The following is an 18,668-nucleotide window of genomic DNA, read 5'->3' on the forward strand; positions in this document are numbered from 1 at the left end:
CTAGCAAACCACATAGAGATCGCATTACCCAAAATAAAAAAACCCGCACTAGGCGGGCCAAATTAATACTAACTTAATTAAACCTCATGGTTTAACATCTATTTACAGAGCGGACACATCCCCATAAGCGCCATCCAACAGCTGCTGTAAAGGTAAAGTATCTGATATAAATTCCTCACCATCCAGGTTTACTGCCCGAACACTAACAAAGTATTCATCAATCCCAGAACCAGCATCTTTTGATATCATAAGATCAACAGGCTTCATAAAACTATCATGAAGCCAATTTGAAGGGATAACCAACTGTGCCTCTCCCTTTCCAAACCACAATGAATCAATAATAATTCCGGTGTGCCGTTCGGTAGGTATACCAGAAATATGATCCCTTAGGGATAGCTTTAGTGTACTATCATTAACTTTTAGTTTTTCTACATCAACAATCTTACTTGGTGTCACATCAACGAGGCGCCCCGAAATCTCAAATAGCTCTCCACCTAATTCATTTGATCTACCCGCACCTAGGAAGCTATCACTTTCTGATACAAAAGCTCTAATTTCAATATCATCAAAATGCGGATATAAAGCATCTATATTAGGTATATCAAAATTAAGCTGTCGATACATCCAAGCATTATTTACAGACCCTCGAAAGTTCCCAGCAACTCCCCCCCAATGAGGATCATGCAGCTTGAAGTTTTTTATTACCAATTTGGGTGCATTCGCAAAGTCAACCTCGAGAGAAACAGACCCAGAATCAGCCTCTGGATGCGCAATATTTACCGTCAAAACTAAAGAGTTAATATTATCAAGGTTAAATGGTAGATAATATAAATGACCTTGGGATACACGCGCATCCTGCACCTCATACTTAAATGTTTTTGCTTGCACATTTACAACTAATAGGGTTGCAAAAATTACCGCAACCTTCATGGCTTTTTTAAAAATCATAAAATAAGTTTAATATCAGAAATAAAAACATACACAAAAAAAATAAAACCACAAAAGAGTAGCTTTATTTGATTTGAACCAAAATAGCGCAAAAAATCTTACATTAGATCATGAATTAAGTACACATTGTTTTTTGGGGGGGGGGATTACTTGGTACAGAAACCCAAAATACGGGAAATCTTTAACGAAAAATACGTATTCGAGAAATAGGAATACTGCACCTCAGAAGAAAAACACAAAACCTCAGATAACATCATGATTCTCCACACTCTCTTTCCTGCAGCTTTAAACGCTTGTGGTTGTAATACCAATTAACCATTAAACCTGCTGCAGCTATCAGCACACCAACAAAGCCAAGCCAGTTGTTAGCAAGCCAACCCGCAAAAGTTCCCGCACCAATAGCAGTCATATAGCCAGCCTTATCCGCTATTTCTCTCAAAGCATCCTGAAGTGTCATGACTGCTTCCAAGCCCTCACCGCTTTTTCAGCGCTGCGCCCCACGACATAACCACCGAGGCCGATTTTTACGATTTCCAGCAGGGCTAGAGTCTGCTCCTCGCTTAGATTTGGAGCTGTCCACCCCAGCCATTGAGCCACGATCAGCCCCACGAACGTGAGCATTGTTACTGGCCGCCAGTTTCTTTGTAGCCATGACTCTCCCCCAGCTTCTGCAGTGATTACCTGGGTAGCCGCTCTCAGCTCCTCCAGGTCCATTGAGATTAACTTTGAATCCACCTGTGCCTTTAGGCGATTGGCTTCTGTCTTATCCGGGAATGCCTTGCCTATGACCCTGCCGAGTAAGCTGGATATAGCTGAAATCATTAGTAGCTCCATACCGTAGGGCGCACACGCTCGCCAGGAATTGAATCAAGGTCATCCAAATGGATAAACCGCTTTTTGATCGGCCCCTTCTGCTTCACCCCTATACCGCTGAAACCCTCTTCTAAGGCAACTTTCATAAGCTCATGTGCTCTGTCTACAGCCACAGAAACATCAACAGCCTGCCCAGTGGTATGGGTTATGGTCGCATTTAATCTGGCGTTATGAGTTGGGCAACGGTAGCCGGAATTAATAATCATCGGTCTGCCATATCGCCCCCTAACCCGAATTAACCGTCTAAGCGTTTCATCTTTAAAATGATTTTTGCCACAACATCGGCAGGCCAATTCCGACTCTGTGAAATAGTCATTTTTAAACATGAGGCCTCACTCAGTTTATTCAGGCACAAAAAAACCGGCTCAGAGGCCGGTTTTAGGGGAATTCCTTATTCGCTGCATGAGAACTTGACAGCTTGCCAGAGATTACTTATTTCATGGCTAGCTGTCAACACATGCAATTTCTGATAAAAACCCCACTTCCAAATATCCACAAATATTTTTTACTAAAACTTACGTGCCACATCTGTAATAGTTTGTACTGAGAGCCAATTGAGCATAAGGGTAGCGTTCTATAATATGCCGATTGGTGCCGTTTTAGCTTGGTGCCAAATTGAACTTCCTATTTATACAAACAATAATTAATAGGCATAAAATCATGAGAATTAATAAGTATTTCCAATGCTTGGCAGTCTTAACCCTTATTTTAGGTTTTGCTCAATTCAGCCACGCAATACCTCAAGGTCCTGGCGATTGCTATATTCAATTACAATGTCCAAATGACTCTACGATTGTCAGCTGTTCAGGAGAAACTTCCTCATGCCATGTAGGTTCCGACTATGTAAGCTGTAATGGCCAACGCCATGAATGCCCAGTTATTATTGTTGATCCGGAACCCTGTGTTGCCCCTCCTGTCATGGATATTGTAGAAAGTATTCCAACTTATTACCCACCTATGCATCCTTATGGTCGATACTATTTAAGTGGAAATTCAGTAGATGATTATAGTTATGCTTGGTCAGTCAATTATGGCGAAATTTTGAGTGGTAGTACTAGCGGATCTGCAGTTATAAAATCGCACTCCTTGGGCTGGTTCACTATTACTATTACTGCAACCTCAAAGGTTCCAGGCTGCACTAAAACCACGCAGTTTTCAGAAAATTTTTATGTTGATGAAGATTTTCGAGCGATTAAGTAGGTGACCTATCTGCCTCCTTTTAGTAGAGGAGGCAGAATTCAATTTCTATTTCGCCCTCTCCCACATACTGAATGCTATCTCAATACTCGACTCAATAATCTGACAAAGAGTTTTAATACTGGCCACCGACTTCTTAACCACTCTAGAAACATCCCGCAGCTCCCATCTACGAAAATAACGAAGCCAAAATACCTCTAACTCAGCCTCTACCTTACTCTGGCTCTTCCGCCCCTTGACTGCCCGAAGATACATACCTACAACCTGATCAGTTTCTTCTGCTCGTGCCTCATTCACCGGTATAAGGCTCTCCCTATGACCCGATACCATCTCCCTCGCAAAAGCGGACTTACGCGGCCAGGATATGGAATCCCCTGCTCTCTCCGGGTAGGCTCGGGACCACTCCCACAACAGTTCACGTATACTTAATTCAGACATCGTCCCTCCCCCTTCAAATCTCTAAAGCCAAAACCAGCTAAGCACTCCATCAAGCAGCCTGCGGCATACTCTCGAAATAATCCTGAAGCCGCCTTTCGGCTGCATGCAAATTGTCTCGGTGATACGTGCCCAGGTAATTTATGTGGCCCTGGTTTATCCAGAATTGGGTAACCACCGTATTCGCAAACACAACCTCCACGAGGTGAGCGGACTTGGTGCTGAATACGGCTAGGGGGCTGCTGGGGTTGGTTGTGGAAATCCTTTCGATGGCTTCTGGGATGGTGACTGTGCACATGGTGAGCGCTCCTTGGTGATTGGGTTTTACCAGTTGGTATCCGTTGCGATTTAGACTGCGTTGAGGTTTCGTGTTAGCCGCTGCCCTGACGCCCGGGGTTGCGGTGCGAAGTACTTCTCGCGTTTTAGCCAATTGCGCCAAGTGGCGAGCCAATCGAGTTTTACGCCGCGCTGACCGGGTTGGGATATCCAGTAATCGCGGAAGCTTTCGGCAATGTCGTGGATTCGGGGGATCAGGTCTGGGCGGAGGCGTTGGGCTTCGGTGCGGAATTTGTCCGCGAGAACCCAGTTTCCAGGCAAGCGTGTGCCGCGTTTAGGGTTGGCGCGTTTTGGAACTGTGCCTCTCTCTACTGGTTTCTTATTGGTTCTTACTGGTTCTATAGAGAAGGGCGTGTTGTCATTTTCACCGGTTGGGTGCACAGATTTCACCGGTTTACGTGTAAAAAGAGGTCATAATTGGTCCTGCGCCCGTTGGATTTTTCGGCGCTCAGGTAGCCCAGTTCTTCCAGCTCTTCGATGGCATTAATCACCGAACACTTGGTGCATTGCGCAACGTCGGCCAGGTAGGCATTGCCCGGATCACACTGCCCGGTATCACTGTTATGGCAATCAGCCAACGCGATTAAAACCAGCTTTGCTGTTGGTGTTCTGGTCCTTCGTTTAATGGCCCATGCCGCAGCTTCAAAGCTCACCACCCACCTCCTGTATAAATTTCCATATGGCGCACCGGATTACCGCCCTACTCAACAAGCAGCAGAATTACCAAGTCACAGCAGAGGAATTTGAAAATGATCAATGTTTTGTTGTCGTCGACCAGCTCGCATACTGGATACCTGCAGGCACACCAGATCTGCTATTCACGCCCTGAGGCTCAAAAATATTTAGGTAGTGCCATATCGTGAACACCGTTCTGGCCAACCTTCTTTCAGTCGGTTAACCGCACAGAGAACACCCTAAAAGTTCCACTAAGCGTCCTTTAGAAGCACCTGCTTTCACCATATTTTCAGTTGAATTCAGCCATATTAATACCCCAGATATTAATAACTGACAATACCCCAGGTATTTGTTTTTCAATACTGGCGCTATTAACCTCAGCCGATGAACAAATCTAAACGCAAACTCACAGACAGCGAAATGAAGCTGTCGGAAGGTCTCCGGCGTATTTGGCTTGCAAAAAAAGGAGAGCTAGGACTTAACCAAGAGAAAGCCGGTGCCGCCATGGGAATGACTCAAGGGGCTGTAGGGCACTATTTGAACGGGCGTATTGCTCTTAACACTGAAACAATCATTAAGTTTGCCCGTCTACTTCATGTCGAACCTAGTGACATTGACCCCAATCAGGTTGTTAAATTGGGAAGGCGCTCAAATCCAAGCGCACTAACTGAGAACGCAATGCAGGGAGTTAGCAATGCATCTAGAAGCCATTTTTCCATCCCGCCACACCGTAGCACCTTGCCATTAATTTCATCTGTGCAAGCCGGAGGGTGGGCAGAAGTTGTAGACAATTTTCAGCCTGGTGACGCAGAAGAATGGCGGGAAACTACGGCAAAGGTCGGCCCAAATGCATTTGCTCTGCGTATTGAGGGTGACTCAATGACCTCGCCGACAGGCGTCAGCATTCCCCATGGGTCGATCGTGATTGTTGATCCTGACGTGGAATACACTAATGGTTCTATCGTTGTTGCCAAACTGATCGATGTACAAGAAGCAACTATCAAAAAACTCGTAATTGATGGCCCCAACAGATACCTAAAACCACTTAATCCAAACTATGCACCCATCCCGATTAATGGGAACTGCCGGATTGTAGGTGTAGCAAAAAAGGTTGAAATCGACCTGTAAAACATAAAAGGTGGTCCTTAGGCCACCTTTGCCACCCACCAACCTCAAGTTTCCGCCTACCTCACGCACCTTACCCCAAGGTAAATCCCTGGCGCGCTTTAATACCTGAATATTAAAAAAAATACCTTAGGTATTTACATGTAAAATACCCCTGATACTATTCAGATCGATAACCAAGGGAAATCGCTAGGACAGGGCGCCCAAATGGAAACAGGCAACCACTTGAGAACACTGGCTCCACGCCAAGCCGAAGCGCTTACACATCGCGCACGTGGCCTTTCCAATAAGGAGACGGCAGAAGCAATGCAGTGCTCTGTAGCCAATGTCACCAACTTGCTGGCGGAATGCTTTTACAAGCTGCATGCCCGCAACAGTACTGAAGCGGTGGCCAAGGCAGTAAAGCACGGATTAATTCATTTCGCCCTGATCGCTTCAGTTCTCAGCGGTATTGGTACGGATGCACAGGAGCAATTACGCACCCGCATCCAACGCCGCCCCACTATTCGAACACTCCGCATTCGCAATAATCGCGAGGGCATCGTATGACCGCCAAAGTCTATGTACTCCCAACAGCTCAAACTCAACGCGGTATCAAACACCCCAGTGGTTATAGCGGGCCAATCGTTGCTGCAAATCATAAAGGCAGCAACGCGATATCCGCGCAACCAAAACCTGCTTTGGTTCGACCTGCGCAGGGCGATGACTGGCCTCCGTTTGGAGGTGATGCAGCATGAGTAATTTCAGCCCAAAACAGAGCGTGGAAACCCTACTCACCGTGGCCAACGGCTACTCCGACGCTAGTGCAATTGCCGCTCAGGTATTGCTTTCCGCCTGGAATAGCAATGATTTCGCGGTCCCTATCGCCGAACTCGCGTTACTCGATGGTGACAACTAGCACGCACTTAACGTAATCACGCTTCGCTACCAGGGCAAAGAACCCCACAGCATCATTGCTCATGGAGAGCAAAAATTTCGCACCCTTAGCGTCGAGTGGTCTCACCTTGAAACGCAGAGGAAAGGTGCAGCGTGAAACAGATTCAGCAGCTCCCAAGAGTACGTTGCGTGCGCTGCAGAAAACCCGCAGAGCCAGTATTTAACGGGAAGCTGTTATTGCGCGGCTGGAGCTGCCAATCATGCAAATACTGGGAGCCGGCAATAGGTAGAGAAAGAAAGTTCAAGAAGCTGGTAGGAACAAACCATGAATGAATTCTCCCAGCTGCTGCACATCACTCAAGACCTAATGGCCACGATAGAAGCCCAGCAGTTACAAATAAACAGCATGCGCGAACAAATCGCGGCACTCTCCGAAGCCATCCAAGGCCTGCCATCAGAACAAAAATTGAAGGACCAGGAGGCAGCGTGAAAAAGGAAAAACTCTTCACCATTACCCAGGCCGCCCGCACGCTAGAAATGGGCAGGAATAGCCTACTCAAATTGCTACGCAACAATGGCCTGTTACATAGCCGAGAACCCATGCGCAATTCGCCGACAAAGTTCGCTGCGACACAGGGCCTACTAGTAGCGGAAAATGCAGAGTTTGAGCGTGGTCCGGTTAAGGTGCCGTACATCATCACCAAGGTTACATCGAGAGGCATGGTCTGGATTCGTGATCTTATTAAAGACAAAGGCGCATCCAAGGCCAGCTAGTAGTTTTACGCGCCCCGGCGCAATCAGTCAGTAGTACCTCTCTGGGGCTGCCTGTAAGGAGCCCATTTTTAAAGTTAAGGAGAATCCAATGAATAGATACGCACTATTTTGCGGCACCTACAACCTGATGATGGGTGGAGTAAAAGATTTTCAGGAGTCCGCCGAAACCCTTGAAGAAGCAAAGGAAAAGGCCGCCCAAATAGCCAAAGAGGAACTCTTTAAATATTGGGTTCAAATCTTCGACAAGGAAACCGACCAATTCACCACTTACAGCATTATCGACGGCCAACTAAAGGAAAGAGATGACGAGTAGTCAACCTCCCCTAACCTACTTCATAGCCCGCCTAGTGCGGGCTTTTTAGGTAGAAGACAACAACGCGAGGGATGTGCGATGGGTAACTTGCTGACCAAGCATGAAATAGCCCGCCTTACCGGTGCTGCCGCCGAAAATACCGAAGAGCAAAAACGCATTCTTGATGCCAACCGGATTCCCTACGTGCTGAAAAAAGACAGATCCTCCGCGCTAACCTGGGAAATGGTCAACCAAGCCATTCTGACCCGAGGGGCCGCAAAATCAAACTCGCCAGGTGTTAACCTACCCCCAGGCTTTAATCTTGGAGCAGCAAGCTGATGGGCAGGAGGCGCAACCCCGAAAATGCATGGATGCCACCACATGTTGAGCGGTACAAGAATGGCTTTCGAGTAAACCGAAGGGGCTATCCAACCAAGCATTTAGCTAAACAGGATGCCAGCAAAGCAGAAGTTTGGACGGCATATGAACGCTACCTTGCGGGCCTAGTCGAGAAAGAATTCACTCTTAAAGACCTTGTTGAGCTGTACTTTGCATCACCTCAGTACACTAAGCACATCAAGCCACAAACTCAAAAAGACTACTACCGCTACAGCCAACGTATATTGACAGTGTTTGGAGAGATGACACCTGATTCAATCACTTCACCACTGGTACAGATGTTTTTGGATGCCCGCGGGGCAGAACACCCTACCGCATCAAACCGAGAAAAAACCTTTCTAGGAATTGTGATGAAGTGGGGTAAGGCCAGAGGGTTTGTAAAAATCGAAGACCCTACAGTGGTAGTTAAAGCACTCAAGGAAAAAGCTGGCGGTCGCTATTTGGAAGACTGGGAGTATGAAGCCTTTTGGCAATGGCTTGGTGAACGCGGCCACATCATGCACCAGTGCGCCATGGAGATCAGATATCTGTGTGCAGCCCGACAGCAGGATGTATTGGCCCTTACGAGAGCAGACATGAAAGAAGATGTTCTATTTATTATTCAAAGCAAGACCGGAAAAGCACAGATAAAACTCTGGAGCCCAGCACTAAGGGAAGCTGTGGATCGCGCACTCGCAAGCAATGTTGATGCACAAATTCAAACAGCTCATATTATTCGCAGCCGCATCGGGCGACCCTTCACCCGCATGGGCTTTAATGCCACCTGGCTAAGAGAGCAGCGAGCTGCGCTTGAAGCGGGAGTTATTAAGGAGCGGTTTCGGTTTCACGATTTGAAAATTAAAGCCGCCAGTGATTTTTACGGTGATGTGCAGAAATTTACCGGACATAAAACCCGCTCGATGGCAGAGCGATACAATCGAACAGCAGATAAAGTTGCCAGCCTAGACCGGAAGCGCCAAAAGAAAGGCAAGTAATTGGTTACGAAGAGAAAAATTATTAAAACACCAATTACTTTCCTTTCACGCTACCTTTACTACACTACCGGATCTGATTGCGGCACTAGTAGCCAGGTGCGACATCCACCCCATTTCTCACACGCTCTAAAGCCAGCCGTGTCGTCCAAGTCATAGTTCCGGTGGTATTTTCTGTTAACCAAAGTGACGGATAACTACCCCAACTCTGAATTACAAACGAATCTACATTAACGCCAACTCCAATAAGGGAATGGATGTAATTCAAAACTTCAACCCGATATGGGTGATTTCCTTCCTTCGCACCCCTCGCAGAATTGATTATCATATTGAATTGATAACCATAATCCTTAACTACGTGATAAAACTCAATCAGTCGATTTTTATAATCCACATCCTTAACTAGCTCAACCTGATTTGAGTAGCCCTCATTTAAAAATGCATCATAGTTGTAATCTGCAGCTACAGCGTCAAAGTCAACCTCACTACCTCTAACCACACCCAAGACTTCTCGAAGGGCCTCATCATAATTTCCGTACCCAAGACTTTGAGGGGGAAGACCTTTACTATTCCTGGCAGGCTGACCTTTCCAACCCCAGTTCGAAAAATTGGTTAGAAGTACAAACTTAATCTTTGGAACCACAGAACGCCAAAGACGCATAGTATCAACAAGCTCATTTCCAATTGACTGGTAAGTATGGGGGGATATCGGAGTATCAGACGGATATAACACTCTCCTAATGGGGCCATCAAAAATCAAAGTATCGATCTCCCCTCCTAAATCAACAAACCGCTTTAGAGACCTTGTATAATTACTAGAAAATGATTCTTCACCAGTTAAAGATTCCCCTTCACTTTCATGCAAAGCGTAGCTTGAAGATAATCCATTAATTTCAATCGCGATTTTAATACCGTTTGATTTCATAGCTTGAGAAAATTCGACCAGCTCCTCATCACTCGCCTCAATGATTGCGGAACGATAAACCACAACGCCATCAAGTTGACCAGCCAGGCTAGACCAACGAGAAATATTTTTAATCTCCAATCTCGATTCACGGCCATTAGATAAAGAACTACCCGAGCCGGCCGGTACTGACATCCAAAAATCAGCATCTAAATCTCTATTCATCCCACTCGCATAAAGCTTTGTCAAATCAAAAGCATCAAAATATCGGACATAGTCACCAGATATAGTCTTAGCGACGATTCTATATCGCCAAGAGCGCTCTGAATTTATTTCGTCCATGTCAAGATAAGAAGATATCTCAGGGGTAAAAGAGGATACAAATTCCCATTTAGCCTGAGACCAACCTCTTCTATATAACAAAAATTCAATAACATCAGCACCTTCATATTTCCATGAAATATTTGAAATCGTCTTAGATTGAGTGAGCTCACCCCGCGCCGAAATAAAATCAGCCTCGACACATGCCGAAGCTATAAACAAGAAAAAGAAAAAAAGTCTATTCAACATACCCAACACCTAATACGAATTTTTATAATTTTCTGCGCACTTAATCTTTTTTTATTTCAAGGATCAGCATGCCATGCAAATTATTATCTGTTTTCGACCGCTAAAAGGAGGATTTCAATAAACCCCTATGATGTGCGCCGTTCGGCAAGAGCCCTGCAACTCCAACTTCGATTTCTTTAACCCTAAGCGATACTCCTCAAGGTCATGAATCCCACAATCGGGTCTTAGCTGACTTAGCCGTTTAAATTCACCATTTAATTTCGATGATTCATCTAGCTCACTCAGAATCGATTTGAACGGCTCTAATTGATCGGCAATACAAGTCTCTCCCCCTTGCTCCAACTTAATACCTCAATATAGATTGAGGCCAAAATTACCACACCAAATTACCACACGGGGAGCAGAAACGAAAAAACCCCGCACTAGGCGAGGTTTTAAGTCCTTGATAAACAAGGAAGAATCTGGGGTGGCCGACGGGGATCGAACCCGCGACCTCAGGAGCCACAGTCAAACCAAAAACCATATAACTATCATATAGTTATATAACTTCGTGTGTAAATAGCAAGGTCGTTTAGACCCACTATAAACCCCGTGATTACTCAGCTACTCAATTTTTTGCACATGTAGAAACTGTATGGCTGCACAGTAACTAGACTGTAATCACCGACAGTTGATCCCACTGAGTTGTATAGGTCGGAGAGCGATGCTCCTGCCCCATATTCCATTTCTTCTGGATACCTTCAGCCCCCAGGAATAGAGCCCCCCGTCCAAACTTGCGGTTGATGCTATCGATCTCCCCGGCCCTTGCCGATTGGCCTGGCGTGAATAGATCACCCTGTCCTAGCGCAAGGAATAATCTCAACAAGCTCCACTCCTGCTTTCATAAAGCGGCACCCTGACCGGTACAGAATTGCAATAAACTTTCTTACCAGCCCCACAATTACCCGCGTATCGTCGGTAGGGTATAGTGTCCGCACAATTATGCTGCAGCTGTAGTAGCTGGGCTTATGGTACAAGGTATGCAGAAGCACATGAATCGACTTTACGAGCGATTTCTGAGCCCGTAGCTTCTCCGCCGCCCTGTTTGCGTACAAGGTGGCAGCCTGCAGTATCGGCTGTAAGTCGGTGAGCTTTTCACAAAAGGAGCGGGTGCAATAGATCTGCTTCTTGGCTGGGGCTCTTCCTCCAAGCCAAGGCAGGGAATCCCGTTCAACTCCTCAATCGTTCGCTCAATGTTCACATTGATATGGCGGCGCAATACTTTTGGGTTGGCCTGCGCCAGGTCATAGGTTGTCTGTATGCCAAAATCGGCCAAGCGCTTGGACAGTCGCCGGCCTATGCCCCAGACATCATTGACGGCGGTACGGCGCTGCATCCATTGCCACTTTTCTTGTGTATCCAAAGCGCAAACCCCATCGCACTTGGAGATTTTCTTTACTGCTCGGCTGGCTAACAAAGCACCACTTCGTGCAGATTCCATTTTCTCCCTTTATTGCCAGGCTTTATGCTCAACTTCCACTGGAGTTTCGACGACATATCCATAGGGCTATAGAGAGCAGCTATGGAAGACTCGGCGATAACGCTTTTAGCAGGCGCGCGGCGCTTGCCTAAATTTGTTAAGTGCTCATAGCTCAAAAATACGCTTGAGAAAATTTTCACTGTCCTTGCATTGCTGCCATAGTAATTCACGAAGCTCATACCCTCTTTGCGCCTCAACTGGAGGAGCGCCAGTAAAATACAACTCATCACTGAAGCTACACATTCCTCCATATGCACGCAATGAATGAGAAATACTTGCTTGTGGCTTATTGTTTTCTAGTAGCTCCAAGGATTTAGAAAAATAGGTGAACCAATTCTCTTCATTATATTCTCTGAGAATCAATACTAACTCTTCAAGAACTAGCTTATATGCACTGTACTTATCGCTCATAGGCACTTAACGCCGCCGGCAGGGGCAGCTTACCTTGTGCACATTTTTCGCAAAAATGGGAGCACAGCGACCTGCGCAAAATGTGCACAAGGTAAGCTGTCCCGCGGAGGGCGCGATTTTCGCGACCGGAGTGTACTTCAGCAACTTGTTATGACTCTGTGAGATGAGACATAAAATCTCTGATGTAGTATTCATGGGCACATAGAGATACTGCTCCGTTTTCGTATGGCTCGGGAAGATAGCGTAAGTGCAGCATGGACCTTGGAGCCACTTCATAGTTCAAGCATAAATATAATTCCGATTCATTGATTGAGTCAGATGAACCAAGAATGTTTACATTTACTTCAAGAGAGGTGCTATCCGCAACTCCAGATCCCAGCAGGTAGGTTGCATACTTCAACTTTCCACCCCTGTACTTTGTAGGAACAACTACTTTCACAGGATGGCACTGAGGCGAATTGTACAATGCCCCTTCGGACAACTTTATGTGATGCGGAATTTCATCACTACCACATGCCTTCCCATGGAGCGGCAGCATCGCTAGAGCAATAATTAAATATTTCATACTACTAAGAGTCATAACGCTTCAATAACCCGCAGCTGGAACGCAGCGAAGCGGAGTATAAGCTGTCGGGCGCTGAAGGCGCGTAGTTCATTGACTTGTTATGCATTTTCAGCGCGCCAGTATTTAAAAGCAAGCCAGCATGGATAAATAGAAAATAGTACTGTCACATAGCCAGATAGCCCCGCGAAAGAGAGAAAGACTGCTATTGAAACAAAAACAAATAGTCTTTGATACCTACTGGGAGATTCCCTTAACTTTAGGGAGCAGCAAATTAAACTAAAAAGAACAATTCCGAATACAAGGTGCACTGCCAATTTTGGAGACTCTTCAAACAAAATTGCGAGTGCGCTGCCATCTGTTTGATAAAGCATCACAATTGTCAATCCAGCCAAGAAGCAAAGCAGAATAAGACATTGAGTAAATAATTTATTTTTCATTTTTTATACATAACGCCCGTAGCAGGGGTGGCCTTGGAGCAACGAAGCTTCGGAGAGGACGTCCAGCGCACGCAGTGCGCGAGCCTGCCTACGATTGTTATGTATTTTCTACTTTCTCCGACATTTTCCCACGCTGCATAAATACAGTGAGTGCTCGCCTGGAACTCTGAGAAAGCGCGGCCCATTGTTCAGATCTTATGCCAGAGTTTAAATCTACATGCTCCCAAGCAGCATCTATCTTTCTAATTTCTTCTACTTCTTCAGGACTAAAAACAGGTGGGCCAAAATTTGAGATGCTATGAGAGCCCACCCAGTCTGCCCAAAATTCTAAATTACTTATTGCCATATCGTATACTTTTTCATCAGAGAAAAGCTCTAAAACTTCGATAATCCTATTTCGAATTCTTTGTAGAATTACCTTTTCTGATGGAGAATCATTCATACTCGTTTTTTGCATAACGCCCACAGCACGGGCGGCCGGAGGGCCGTAGCAACGTTCCTGTGATTGTTAGAGCGGTGCTTGCCCGTGAAACCCGACATAGAACCCCTTTAGATTCTTAGGCATTACTTCCCAGTACGGTCGAGCATTATCGCTATTTACTTGCCAAAACAGATTCTCTACGAATGCGACGTCAATTGCTTTCATTATTCCACTTTCACCGTGCTCGTACACTGAACTAATAGTTTTAAGGAGTGCTTGATAATTATCAGCTGTCACTTTCTTTTTCATTTCACTGTTCAGGGCATTCGCTAGTGATTCAAACCAAGAATATGAAGAGAATTCCGTTTGGACCAACCTGTTCCAATAGTCATCATATAACTTGTCAGCATGTGCTGATATTTCAGGATAGGCTTCCCTAATTCGCCTACAAAAGGTATCTAAATCCATCTCGTTTCTCAGTCTAAAGCTCTAACGCCGTGCGCAGCGGCGGCTTACTTTGTGCATTTTTTGCGCGAAAATAGGAGCGTAGCGACTGGGCAAAAAATACACAAAGTAAGACGTCGGTCTGCCGCACCTTGTTAAGGCGACAAGGACCCTGGCCCCGGCTTCAGTATCCCTTATACTTTGCCATAAGAAACTAGGCATCTGGCGCTTCATCATAAGTAGTAATTATCGTTGCTTCAGAAGCAATACTACACTTTGGGGAGTCGTGTTTTTCAGTTTTTATAATTTTAGTAATACGGAGATTTATGTCTCTCGGCGGTGAGGATAGTCCAAAAGTATAGATCCCAATATTCGTGACTTCTGCTATTAGCTCGACATATAGAAGCTTCCTAAAACCTGACTTCTCTTTTTGGTACATAGAGTAAATATCGAGATCGCTACTGTCATCTAAGCCGTATACATCACTTCCACAGTGATAAAACCCGACCCACTCTTCATCGTAAACTAAATAGCCTTTGAAACTACTCTGATCTGTTGCCTTTGCAATTATAGACCAACTAAGTATCAGCATACATAGGAAGACTTTATTCATTATTTGCCTTAATGCTCACAACAGGAGCGGACAATGCAATGCATTTTTTGTACAAAACTGGGAGCATAGCGACCGTACAAAATGTGCATAGTGTTGACCATCCCTTTGCTTGTGTTTGTTATGAGCATACCTGCTCACCGGTAATCATATGTGACGTATACCCCGTACTGCTAATTGAGATACTTCCACGACGAACGCAATCTGGGTAACCATAATTGAACCTTGCAGTGAAAATGACATCAGTAACGGTAAAACCCTCATCAATATGACTAGTTGACAGTGAAAAGCTAGAGGGATTGATACCTTTGAAGCTCTCTAAAACGTTGGATGGTACCTGAATTTTCTCACTATTAAGGACGAATACCATCTCTTGAATATTGTCTTCACCCTCCGAAAATTCAGACTTTAGATGAATGTCAAGCTTTAGTATACCAAGATTCATCGGAAGTGATTTTTCATAACTCATTTTACCCCACCACCAATAATCATCTTGCGTAGCAAATACTGATGTCGAGATAAAAAGAAAAATTAAAGTAAGTGCTTTCATTGGTAATTTCAGCTCATAACGCCCGTGTCATTTGCCGCAGCGAAGTGGAGGTCAAATGCACGTGCTTGTTACGTTTTTATTCAGAACTAGCATAGATTTTTTCTAGTTCGATCACTCTCATTTCACTTAATCGGCGTTTACAGAATGCCATATGTAATCGGTAACTACTGAAGTTTTCAAGTCCGTCCATTTCATTTATAAGTGCGCAGTGTGAATCCCTATATGAGCGCCACACAGCTGAGGTTGATTTAAAGCGTTCTATTAATTCGTTTCCATCGGCAGCTTTACTTAGTTTCTCAATAATCTCTGCGTCTAGAGCATCGATTCTTCTTTCAGCTATAATATTATGAGCCCAACCACATTGTGCCGCCCCCCATTTACCACCAGCATCGTCGCATGGATCGTAAATATTCAACTTAATGCACTTTATTAGAATCTCCTGATCTTTAGTTGCCCTACATGACTGCCGATCAATCGAAAACGATTCTAAGTCACTCCCGCTCCATAAAAGTTTTCTGAGCTCTGCTGTGCGTTGCTTGTATGCCGAGATGCAACTCTTTTCATCTTTACATGCATCATCCCGCTTTTTAATCCAGCGAATCTGCTCTTTCTTAATCTCCAACGACTTTTGCCCTGAAAATGTCGACATGACAGACTTATAGACAGCTGATAGATTTTCATCATAAGATCCAAGTCGCCTATTAGAACAGATCAATAATTCAGAACTGGTAGAAGCCTTCTCACAATCAAAGCTTGTGGCAAAAATATCAGGTGAGCTAACAATCAAAAAAGCAATTAATGTAAAGAAACTAATTTTCATTAAATATCCTTATCGCACGTAACGCCAAGCTCAGCGGCGTGTGTTGCACGTCCGGTGGAGGGCTGAAAGCCCGTAACGAACTACAGCGCCATGTTAAATGTTTTCGTGAACCTTATTTTTAGCTAGACTACTTTTGTAAATAGCAAACATTTCTTCTGGACTTTTACCGTAAACTGACTTGAATGCATCGTTGAATGTCTCCCCATTTTCCAGTGCACGAATAAGCTCAATCCCGCCATTTGGATGCAAAAACTCATAGAATAGGGAAGCCTGCCGGTAGTTCATATGTTGCTGGTACCAAGGTTTAGGCCAATCATCATTTGCCACAACATAGTTTAAAGGCCAAGGGTCGCTGAAAAGAGAGCTTTCGTCCACCACGACTATGTGCTTGCCGTTATGAATGTACTCTAAGGCTTTTTTTCGGCTAACCTTATTAGCTCCACCGCCATTCGATGCAAACGTAGCCAAACCTTCCTGATACCACTGAGGTATAAAACTGGCTCTGAAGGTCGATATTTGTTGACGAAGGTGCAAATGTGATAACTCATGTGCCAGCCATCGTGAATAATCTTCATGAGTAACTACATAAGACTTTAAAAATAAGCCATTCGAACTCACCGCAGCTAAAATACCACTATCAATTCCTGTATATTTAGCAAAGCACTCCCTTGTATCGCAAAGATGAACGACTGGCGGATTGATGAATGGTTTTCCATGTACTATTTCGATATCTTTGACTTTTTCATCTAGCACATTCCGAATCAGTAAAGCTTGGTCTTTCATCCCTTCCTTGTACAGAATCCGATCATCTTCGGTCAAAGTTAAAAAGTCTTCTTTTGCTGGAGATTGTCTCTCCACAGGGAAAAAGTCTGAGCAGCCAACTAAAGCTGAAAAAGCGATAGCAAGGGCACCATAAATAGACCGTGACGACCGACTTCTAGAAAAAAGCATCCTTACCTAAACTCCATCATTTTTTTGTTTTGCGACCAAGGCAAATGGAATGGCGATTGGCCCTAGAAGTCCCCCCATAAAAGCCCAGAATACTCCATTTAAATGACGTTTTCGCGCGATCGAAGCACAAATAACCATGCTGGTAAGGACCAAAATAAATATAAGACTCATCATGTCATATTTCCTCTATAAGTAACGGTTCCCCGCTCGGACATTTAACGCCTGGCGCACAGGCAAAGCTCTCAGTGCTTTGTCCAGCCACACGAAGTGTGGAGATTGTGCCGCCACTTGTTAAGTGTTGATGTACTGCCTGTACTCTTCATGGACATCATTGTCTATTTCCACACCACTGTTACCGCCATACAGATGGTCATTTTTATCTTTACGGGGCCCGGATATCCAATAGTGGTCACCAGACTCGACCTCGAAGTAATTTGCTTTAAAGCCACTACCTTTAAGGCTTTGAAATTTCATTCCTCGATAGTAAAGCGTTTTTCCTGACTTTGATAAGTAAACACGACCAATACGAGCCTCACCTTCTAGGCCGCCCGACTTATCTTCGATATACATTATTTTAGAGCGAGACAGCTTGAATTCTGAGGGAAGTTTCTCTCCCTCAAATTCTCGCTCTTCTTGCTTTCCTTGATGTCTACTCATGGATTTTACACTTAACGCCTCGGTAATGGGCAACTGGAACAGAGCGAAGCGGCGTGTAAGCTGTCCCAGTGAGCGGAGCGAACGAAATTAACCGCCTTGTTAGGTTTTTGGTAGTTCATTTATGGCTACTTCCAGCTCTTCGTCGTATAGCTCTGTGCCATCTACATAACCACGTCTAAGACGGTCTTCTGCCTCCGGAAGCACAATGGCTAGTGCAAATTTTTGGCGGATGAATGTTGCAAGAACATGATTCGAAACTTGAGAAACTGGCTTCGACCAATTATCTCTACATCGCTGGATTAACCCAGAGTTTAACTCTGGCTCTACCCACGACCCTTCTATATCAGCAACACTTTTAACATTCATCATCTAAACCTAACGCCTTACTCAGCCGCCACCGGAATGGAGCCGCTTTGTGCTAGCGTAGCGTACAGTACAAGGCGAGCGGAGTGTAGGTTGTCGGATGCAGTAACTTGTTAACCGTGTTGCTTGATAATGGCTATACAAGTCTCAAGTATACGCGGACGAAATTTAAATTCTATTTTGGCTAAAACTGGGTCTAGCTCAAGAAGAAGGTCCGGGTTCCACTCAAGACGCTCTACACCCACTGGAATATCTAGTGGCAAAGCTGAATGAAACTCCTTAAATATTGGATATCTTTCTTCCCATTCCGGTCCTAGCCAGTAAAGTTTGTTCGACACTGATTTAGAACCGATAGTAATTCCTACCTGCCCAGACACTACTGACTTCGCGGCAGATACCAACTTTTTCGTTCGTGCTATTTCTTGATCAATGGTAAGGCTCATATACGGTTAACGCTTTGCTAAGGGGCGTTTTTAGTTGTTTTGATTTGTGCTATTTAAGCACAAATTGAAGCAACTAAAAATACATCCCACTTGCGCAACTTG

34 protein-coding genes are annotated in these 18,668 nt (G+C 44.9%); 11 read left to right on the forward strand and 23 right to left on the reverse strand.

Going from position 1 to position 18,668, the window contains the following annotated elements; all coding sequences use genetic code 11:
- Positions 1-102: 102 nt before the first annotated feature.
- The 4 genes from ACJJI7_RS20035 to ACJJI7_RS20050 form a co-directional block, all read right to left on the reverse strand.
- Positions 103-948, reverse strand: a complete 846-nt coding sequence (locus tag ACJJI7_RS20035; protein WP_444901394.1) for a hypothetical protein — start codon at positions 946-948, stop codon at positions 103-105.
- A gap of 253 nt (positions 949-1,201) precedes the next feature.
- The gene (locus ACJJI7_RS20040) at positions 1,202-1,417 is read right to left on the reverse strand and encodes a holin (RefSeq protein ID WP_282953198.1); all 216 of its coding nucleotides are present in this window, start codon (positions 1,415-1,417) and stop codon (positions 1,202-1,204) included.
- Positions 1,402-1,770 carry a 3TM-type holin gene (locus ACJJI7_RS20045; protein WP_444901393.1) on the reverse strand — a complete coding sequence of 123 codons (369 nt, stop codon included), beginning with the start codon at positions 1,768-1,770 and terminating at the stop codon, positions 1,402-1,404. Before ACJJI7_RS20045 ends, ACJJI7_RS20040 begins: the two co-directional genes overlap by 16 nt.
- The gene (locus ACJJI7_RS20050) at positions 1,770-2,147 is read right to left on the reverse strand and encodes a D-Ala-D-Ala carboxypeptidase family metallohydrolase (RefSeq protein ID WP_444901392.1); all 378 of its coding nucleotides are present in this window, start codon (positions 2,145-2,147) and stop codon (positions 1,770-1,772) included. Before ACJJI7_RS20050 ends, ACJJI7_RS20045 begins: the two co-directional genes overlap by 1 nt.
- 334 nt (positions 2,148-2,481) lie before the next feature.
- On the opposite strand from ACJJI7_RS20050, the gene ACJJI7_RS20055 reads away from it, so the two are divergent.
- Positions 2,482-3,021 carry a hypothetical protein gene (locus ACJJI7_RS20055; protein WP_444901391.1) on the forward strand — a complete coding sequence of 180 codons (540 nt, stop codon included), beginning with the start codon at positions 2,482-2,484 and terminating at the stop codon, positions 3,019-3,021.
- A 45-nt stretch (positions 3,022-3,066) separates the two neighbouring features.
- Here ACJJI7_RS20055 and ACJJI7_RS20060 read toward each other — a convergent pair whose 3' ends face one another.
- Positions 3,067-3,456: a hypothetical protein gene (locus ACJJI7_RS20060; RefSeq protein ID WP_444901390.1), complete on the reverse strand. Its 390-nt coding sequence runs from the start codon at positions 3,454-3,456 to the stop codon at positions 3,067-3,069.
- A gap of 103 nt (positions 3,457-3,559) precedes the next feature.
- On the opposite strand from ACJJI7_RS20060, the gene ACJJI7_RS20065 reads away from it, so the two are divergent.
- Positions 3,560-3,688: a hypothetical protein gene (locus ACJJI7_RS20065; protein ID WP_444901389.1), complete on the forward strand. Its 129-nt coding sequence runs from the start codon at positions 3,560-3,562 to the stop codon at positions 3,686-3,688.
- 113 nt (positions 3,689-3,801) lie between these two features.
- On the opposite strand, the gene ACJJI7_RS20070 is transcribed toward ACJJI7_RS20065, so the two are convergent.
- Both ACJJI7_RS20070 and ACJJI7_RS20075 read right to left on the reverse strand, forming a co-directional pair.
- Positions 3,802-4,170 (reverse strand): hypothetical protein, encoded by a 369-nt coding sequence (locus ACJJI7_RS20070; RefSeq protein WP_444901388.1) that lies wholly within the window; start codon positions 4,168-4,170, stop codon positions 3,802-3,804.
- Between the two features lie 5 nt (positions 4,171-4,175).
- On the reverse strand, positions 4,176-4,442 hold the full coding sequence (locus ACJJI7_RS20075) for a helix-turn-helix domain-containing protein (protein ID WP_444901387.1): 267 nt from the start codon (positions 4,440-4,442) through the stop codon (positions 4,176-4,178).
- Between the two features lie 406 nt (positions 4,443-4,848).
- Here ACJJI7_RS20075 and ACJJI7_RS20080 point away from each other — a divergent pair, with 406 nt between their 5' ends.
- The 9 genes from ACJJI7_RS20080 to ACJJI7_RS20120 all read left to right on the forward strand — a co-directional run bounded on the left by ACJJI7_RS20080 (position 4,849) and on the right by ACJJI7_RS20120 (position 8,904).
- Complete coding sequence (locus tag ACJJI7_RS20080) at positions 4,849-5,592, forward strand: S24 family peptidase (protein WP_444901386.1); 744 nt, start codon at positions 4,849-4,851, stop codon at positions 5,590-5,592.
- Positions 5,593-5,796: 204 nt separating this feature from the next.
- Entirely contained in the window at positions 5,797-6,138 is a 342-nt protein-coding gene (locus ACJJI7_RS20085; RefSeq protein ID WP_444901385.1) for a response regulator transcription factor, read from the forward strand.
- Positions 6,135-6,326: a hypothetical protein gene (locus tag ACJJI7_RS20090; protein ID WP_444901384.1), complete on the forward strand. Its 192-nt coding sequence runs from the start codon at positions 6,135-6,137 to the stop codon at positions 6,324-6,326. The genes ACJJI7_RS20085 and ACJJI7_RS20090 overlap by 4 nt, the downstream gene beginning before the upstream one ends.
- Complete coding sequence (locus ACJJI7_RS20095; RefSeq protein ID WP_444901383.1) at positions 6,323-6,487, forward strand: DUF7673 family protein; 165 nt, start codon at positions 6,323-6,325, stop codon at positions 6,485-6,487. The genes ACJJI7_RS20090 and ACJJI7_RS20095 overlap by 4 nt, the downstream gene beginning before the upstream one ends.
- A 303-nt stretch (positions 6,488-6,790) precedes the next feature.
- Positions 6,791-6,955, forward strand: coding sequence for a hypothetical protein (locus ACJJI7_RS20100; RefSeq protein ID WP_444901382.1), 165 nt, complete (start codon positions 6,791-6,793; stop codon positions 6,953-6,955).
- Positions 6,952-7,239 (forward strand): phage antirepressor KilAC domain-containing protein, encoded by a 288-nt coding sequence (locus ACJJI7_RS20105; protein ID WP_444901381.1) that lies wholly within the window; start codon positions 6,952-6,954, stop codon positions 7,237-7,239. The genes ACJJI7_RS20100 and ACJJI7_RS20105 overlap by 4 nt, the downstream gene beginning before the upstream one ends.
- Positions 7,240-7,327: 88 nt before the next feature.
- Entirely contained in the window at positions 7,328-7,552 is a 225-nt protein-coding gene (locus tag ACJJI7_RS20110; protein WP_444901317.1) for a hypothetical protein, read from the forward strand.
- 78 nt (positions 7,553-7,630) lie between these two features.
- Positions 7,631-7,870 (forward strand): hypothetical protein, encoded by a 240-nt coding sequence (locus tag ACJJI7_RS20115; RefSeq protein ID WP_444901380.1) that lies wholly within the window; start codon positions 7,631-7,633, stop codon positions 7,868-7,870.
- The gene (locus tag ACJJI7_RS20120; protein ID WP_444901379.1) at positions 7,870-8,904 is read left to right on the forward strand and encodes a tyrosine-type recombinase/integrase; all 1,035 of its coding nucleotides are present in this window, start codon (positions 7,870-7,872) and stop codon (positions 8,902-8,904) included. The genes ACJJI7_RS20115 and ACJJI7_RS20120 overlap by 1 nt, the downstream gene beginning before the upstream one ends.
- A gap of 85 nt (positions 8,905-8,989) precedes the next feature.
- Here the strand turns inward: ACJJI7_RS20120 and ACJJI7_RS20125 are convergent, their stop codons facing one another.
- The 16 genes from ACJJI7_RS20125 to ACJJI7_RS20200 form a co-directional block, all read right to left on the reverse strand.
- Positions 8,990-10,375, reverse strand: coding sequence for a hypothetical protein (locus ACJJI7_RS20125; RefSeq protein WP_444901378.1), 1,386 nt, complete (start codon positions 10,373-10,375; stop codon positions 8,990-8,992).
- A gap of 649 nt (positions 10,376-11,024) precedes the next feature.
- Entirely contained in the window at positions 11,025-11,240 is a 216-nt protein-coding gene (locus tag ACJJI7_RS20130) for a DUF4113 domain-containing protein (protein WP_444901377.1), read from the reverse strand.
- Positions 11,206-11,535, reverse strand: coding sequence for a DinB/UmuC family translesion DNA polymerase (locus ACJJI7_RS20135; RefSeq protein WP_475717148.1), 330 nt, complete (start codon positions 11,533-11,535; stop codon positions 11,206-11,208). Before ACJJI7_RS20135 ends, ACJJI7_RS20130 begins: the two co-directional genes overlap by 35 nt.
- Entirely contained in the window at positions 11,418-11,855 is a 438-nt protein-coding gene (locus tag ACJJI7_RS20140; protein WP_444901376.1) for a DNA polymerase Y subunit UmuC family protein, read from the reverse strand. The genes ACJJI7_RS20135 and ACJJI7_RS20140 overlap by 118 nt, the downstream gene beginning before the upstream one ends.
- 144 nt (positions 11,856-11,999) lie before the next feature.
- Positions 12,000-12,305, reverse strand: coding sequence for a DUF6966 domain-containing protein (locus ACJJI7_RS20145; RefSeq protein WP_108732349.1), 306 nt, complete (start codon positions 12,303-12,305; stop codon positions 12,000-12,002).
- Between the two features lie 663 nt (positions 12,306-12,968).
- Positions 12,969-13,307 (reverse strand): hypothetical protein, encoded by a 339-nt coding sequence (locus ACJJI7_RS20150; RefSeq protein ID WP_444901375.1) that lies wholly within the window; start codon positions 13,305-13,307, stop codon positions 12,969-12,971.
- 97 nt (positions 13,308-13,404) lie between these two features.
- Positions 13,405-13,749, reverse strand: coding sequence for a hypothetical protein (locus ACJJI7_RS20155; RefSeq protein WP_444901374.1), 345 nt, complete (start codon positions 13,747-13,749; stop codon positions 13,405-13,407).
- Positions 13,750-13,815: 66 nt separating this feature from the next.
- The gene (locus tag ACJJI7_RS20160) at positions 13,816-14,196 is read right to left on the reverse strand and encodes a DUF7674 family protein (RefSeq protein ID WP_444901373.1); all 381 of its coding nucleotides are present in this window, start codon (positions 14,194-14,196) and stop codon (positions 13,816-13,818) included.
- Positions 14,197-14,386: 190 nt separating this feature from the next.
- Positions 14,387-14,785: a hypothetical protein gene (locus ACJJI7_RS20165; protein WP_444901372.1), complete on the reverse strand. Its 399-nt coding sequence runs from the start codon at positions 14,783-14,785 to the stop codon at positions 14,387-14,389.
- Between the two features lie 118 nt (positions 14,786-14,903).
- Positions 14,904-15,332, reverse strand: a complete 429-nt coding sequence (locus ACJJI7_RS20170) for a hypothetical protein (RefSeq protein WP_444901371.1) — start codon at positions 15,330-15,332, stop codon at positions 14,904-14,906.
- Positions 15,333-15,408: 76 nt separating this feature from the next.
- Positions 15,409-16,152 carry a lysozyme inhibitor LprI family protein gene (locus ACJJI7_RS20175; protein ID WP_444901370.1) on the reverse strand — a complete coding sequence of 248 codons (744 nt, stop codon included), beginning with the start codon at positions 16,150-16,152 and terminating at the stop codon, positions 15,409-15,411.
- A 93-nt stretch (positions 16,153-16,245) separates the two neighbouring features.
- Positions 16,246-17,103, reverse strand: a complete 858-nt coding sequence (locus ACJJI7_RS20180) for a hypothetical protein (protein WP_444901369.1) — start codon at positions 17,101-17,103, stop codon at positions 16,246-16,248.
- Between the two features lie 6 nt (positions 17,104-17,109).
- Positions 17,110-17,277 (reverse strand): hypothetical protein, encoded by a 168-nt coding sequence (locus ACJJI7_RS20185; RefSeq protein ID WP_282953174.1) that lies wholly within the window; start codon positions 17,275-17,277, stop codon positions 17,110-17,112.
- A 117-nt stretch (positions 17,278-17,394) separates the two neighbouring features.
- On the reverse strand, positions 17,395-17,760 hold the full coding sequence (locus tag ACJJI7_RS20190) for a hypothetical protein (protein ID WP_444901368.1): 366 nt from the start codon (positions 17,758-17,760) through the stop codon (positions 17,395-17,397).
- 99 nt (positions 17,761-17,859) lie between these two features.
- Positions 17,860-18,129 carry a hypothetical protein gene (locus ACJJI7_RS20195; protein WP_444901367.1) on the reverse strand — a complete coding sequence of 90 codons (270 nt, stop codon included), beginning with the start codon at positions 18,127-18,129 and terminating at the stop codon, positions 17,860-17,862.
- A 107-nt stretch (positions 18,130-18,236) separates the two neighbouring features.
- Positions 18,237-18,566, reverse strand: a complete 330-nt coding sequence (locus ACJJI7_RS20200) for a hypothetical protein (protein ID WP_444901366.1) — start codon at positions 18,564-18,566, stop codon at positions 18,237-18,239.
- Positions 18,567-18,668: the final 102 nt, after the last annotated feature.

The sequence above is a fragment of the Microbulbifer variabilis genome (assembly GCF_056232115.1).

Bases quoted from the DNA above. Each gene is read 5' to 3' on its own strand.
- ACJJI7_RS20110 (WP_444901317.1), top strand. From the start codon at position 7,328: ATGAATAGATACGCACTATTTTGCGGCACCTACAACCTGATGATGGGT.
- ACJJI7_RS20200 (WP_444901366.1), bottom strand. From the start codon at position 18,566: ATGAGCCTTACCATTGATCAAGAAATAGCACGAACGAAAAAGTTGGTA.
- ACJJI7_RS20125 (WP_444901378.1), bottom strand. From the start codon at position 10,375: ATGTTGAATAGACTTTTTTTCTTTTTCTTGTTTATAGCTTCGGCATGT.
- ACJJI7_RS20120 (WP_444901379.1), top strand. From the start codon at position 7,870: ATGGGCAGGAGGCGCAACCCCGAAAATGCATGGATGCCACCACATGTT.
- ACJJI7_RS20050 (WP_444901392.1), bottom strand. From the start codon at position 2,147: ATGTTTAAAAATGACTATTTCACAGAGTCGGAATTGGCCTGCCGATGT.
- ACJJI7_RS20140 (WP_444901376.1), bottom strand. From the start codon at position 11,855: ATGGAATCTGCACGAAGTGGTGCTTTGTTAGCCAGCCGAGCAGTAAAG.
- ACJJI7_RS20145 (WP_108732349.1), bottom strand. From the start codon at position 12,305: ATGAGCGATAAGTACAGTGCATATAAGCTAGTTCTTGAAGAGTTAGTA.
- ACJJI7_RS20090 (WP_444901384.1), top strand. From the start codon at position 6,135: ATGACCGCCAAAGTCTATGTACTCCCAACAGCTCAAACTCAACGCGGT.
- ACJJI7_RS20195 (WP_444901367.1), bottom strand. From the start codon at position 18,129: ATGATGAATGTTAAAAGTGTTGCTGATATAGAAGGGTCGTGGGTAGAG.
- ACJJI7_RS20165 (WP_444901372.1), bottom strand. From the start codon at position 14,785: ATGAATAAAGTCTTCCTATGTATGCTGATACTTAGTTGGTCTATAATT.
- ACJJI7_RS20185 (WP_282953174.1), bottom strand. From the start codon at position 17,277: ATGATGAGTCTTATATTTATTTTGGTCCTTACCAGCATGGTTATTTGT.
- ACJJI7_RS20180 (WP_444901369.1), bottom strand. From the start codon at position 17,103: ATGCTTTTTTCTAGAAGTCGGTCGTCACGGTCTATTTATGGTGCCCTT.
- ACJJI7_RS20035 (WP_444901394.1), bottom strand. From the start codon at position 948: ATGATTTTTAAAAAAGCCATGAAGGTTGCGGTAATTTTTGCAACCCTA.
- ACJJI7_RS20100 (WP_444901382.1), top strand. From the start codon at position 6,791: ATGAATGAATTCTCCCAGCTGCTGCACATCACTCAAGACCTAATGGCC.
- ACJJI7_RS20085 (WP_444901385.1), top strand. From the start codon at position 5,797: ATGGAAACAGGCAACCACTTGAGAACACTGGCTCCACGCCAAGCCGAA.
- ACJJI7_RS20080 (WP_444901386.1), top strand. From the start codon at position 4,849: ATGAACAAATCTAAACGCAAACTCACAGACAGCGAAATGAAGCTGTCG.
- ACJJI7_RS20065 (WP_444901389.1), top strand. From the start codon at position 3,560: ATGCAAATTGTCTCGGTGATACGTGCCCAGGTAATTTATGTGGCCCTG.
- ACJJI7_RS20060 (WP_444901390.1), bottom strand. From the start codon at position 3,456: ATGTCTGAATTAAGTATACGTGAACTGTTGTGGGAGTGGTCCCGAGCC.
- ACJJI7_RS20115 (WP_444901380.1), top strand. From the start codon at position 7,631: ATGGGTAACTTGCTGACCAAGCATGAAATAGCCCGCCTTACCGGTGCT.
- ACJJI7_RS20175 (WP_444901370.1), bottom strand. From the start codon at position 16,152: ATGAAAATTAGTTTCTTTACATTAATTGCTTTTTTGATTGTTAGCTCA.
- ACJJI7_RS20095 (WP_444901383.1), top strand. From the start codon at position 6,323: ATGAGTAATTTCAGCCCAAAACAGAGCGTGGAAACCCTACTCACCGTG.
- ACJJI7_RS20190 (WP_444901368.1), bottom strand. From the start codon at position 17,760: ATGAGTAGACATCAAGGAAAGCAAGAAGAGCGAGAATTTGAGGGAGAG.
- ACJJI7_RS20170 (WP_444901371.1), bottom strand. From the start codon at position 15,332: ATGAAAGCACTTACTTTAATTTTTCTTTTTATCTCGACATCAGTATTT.
- ACJJI7_RS20150 (WP_444901375.1), bottom strand. From the start codon at position 13,307: ATGAAAAATAAATTATTTACTCAATGTCTTATTCTGCTTTGCTTCTTG.
- ACJJI7_RS20045 (WP_444901393.1), bottom strand. From the start codon at position 1,770: ATGATTTCAGCTATATCCAGCTTACTCGGCAGGGTCATAGGCAAGGCA.
- ACJJI7_RS20160 (WP_444901373.1), bottom strand. From the start codon at position 14,196: ATGGATTTAGATACCTTTTGTAGGCGAATTAGGGAAGCCTATCCTGAA.
- ACJJI7_RS20155 (WP_444901374.1), bottom strand. From the start codon at position 13,749: ATGAATGATTCTCCATCAGAAAAGGTAATTCTACAAAGAATTCGAAAT.
- ACJJI7_RS20055 (WP_444901391.1), top strand. From the start codon at position 2,482: ATGAGAATTAATAAGTATTTCCAATGCTTGGCAGTCTTAACCCTTATT.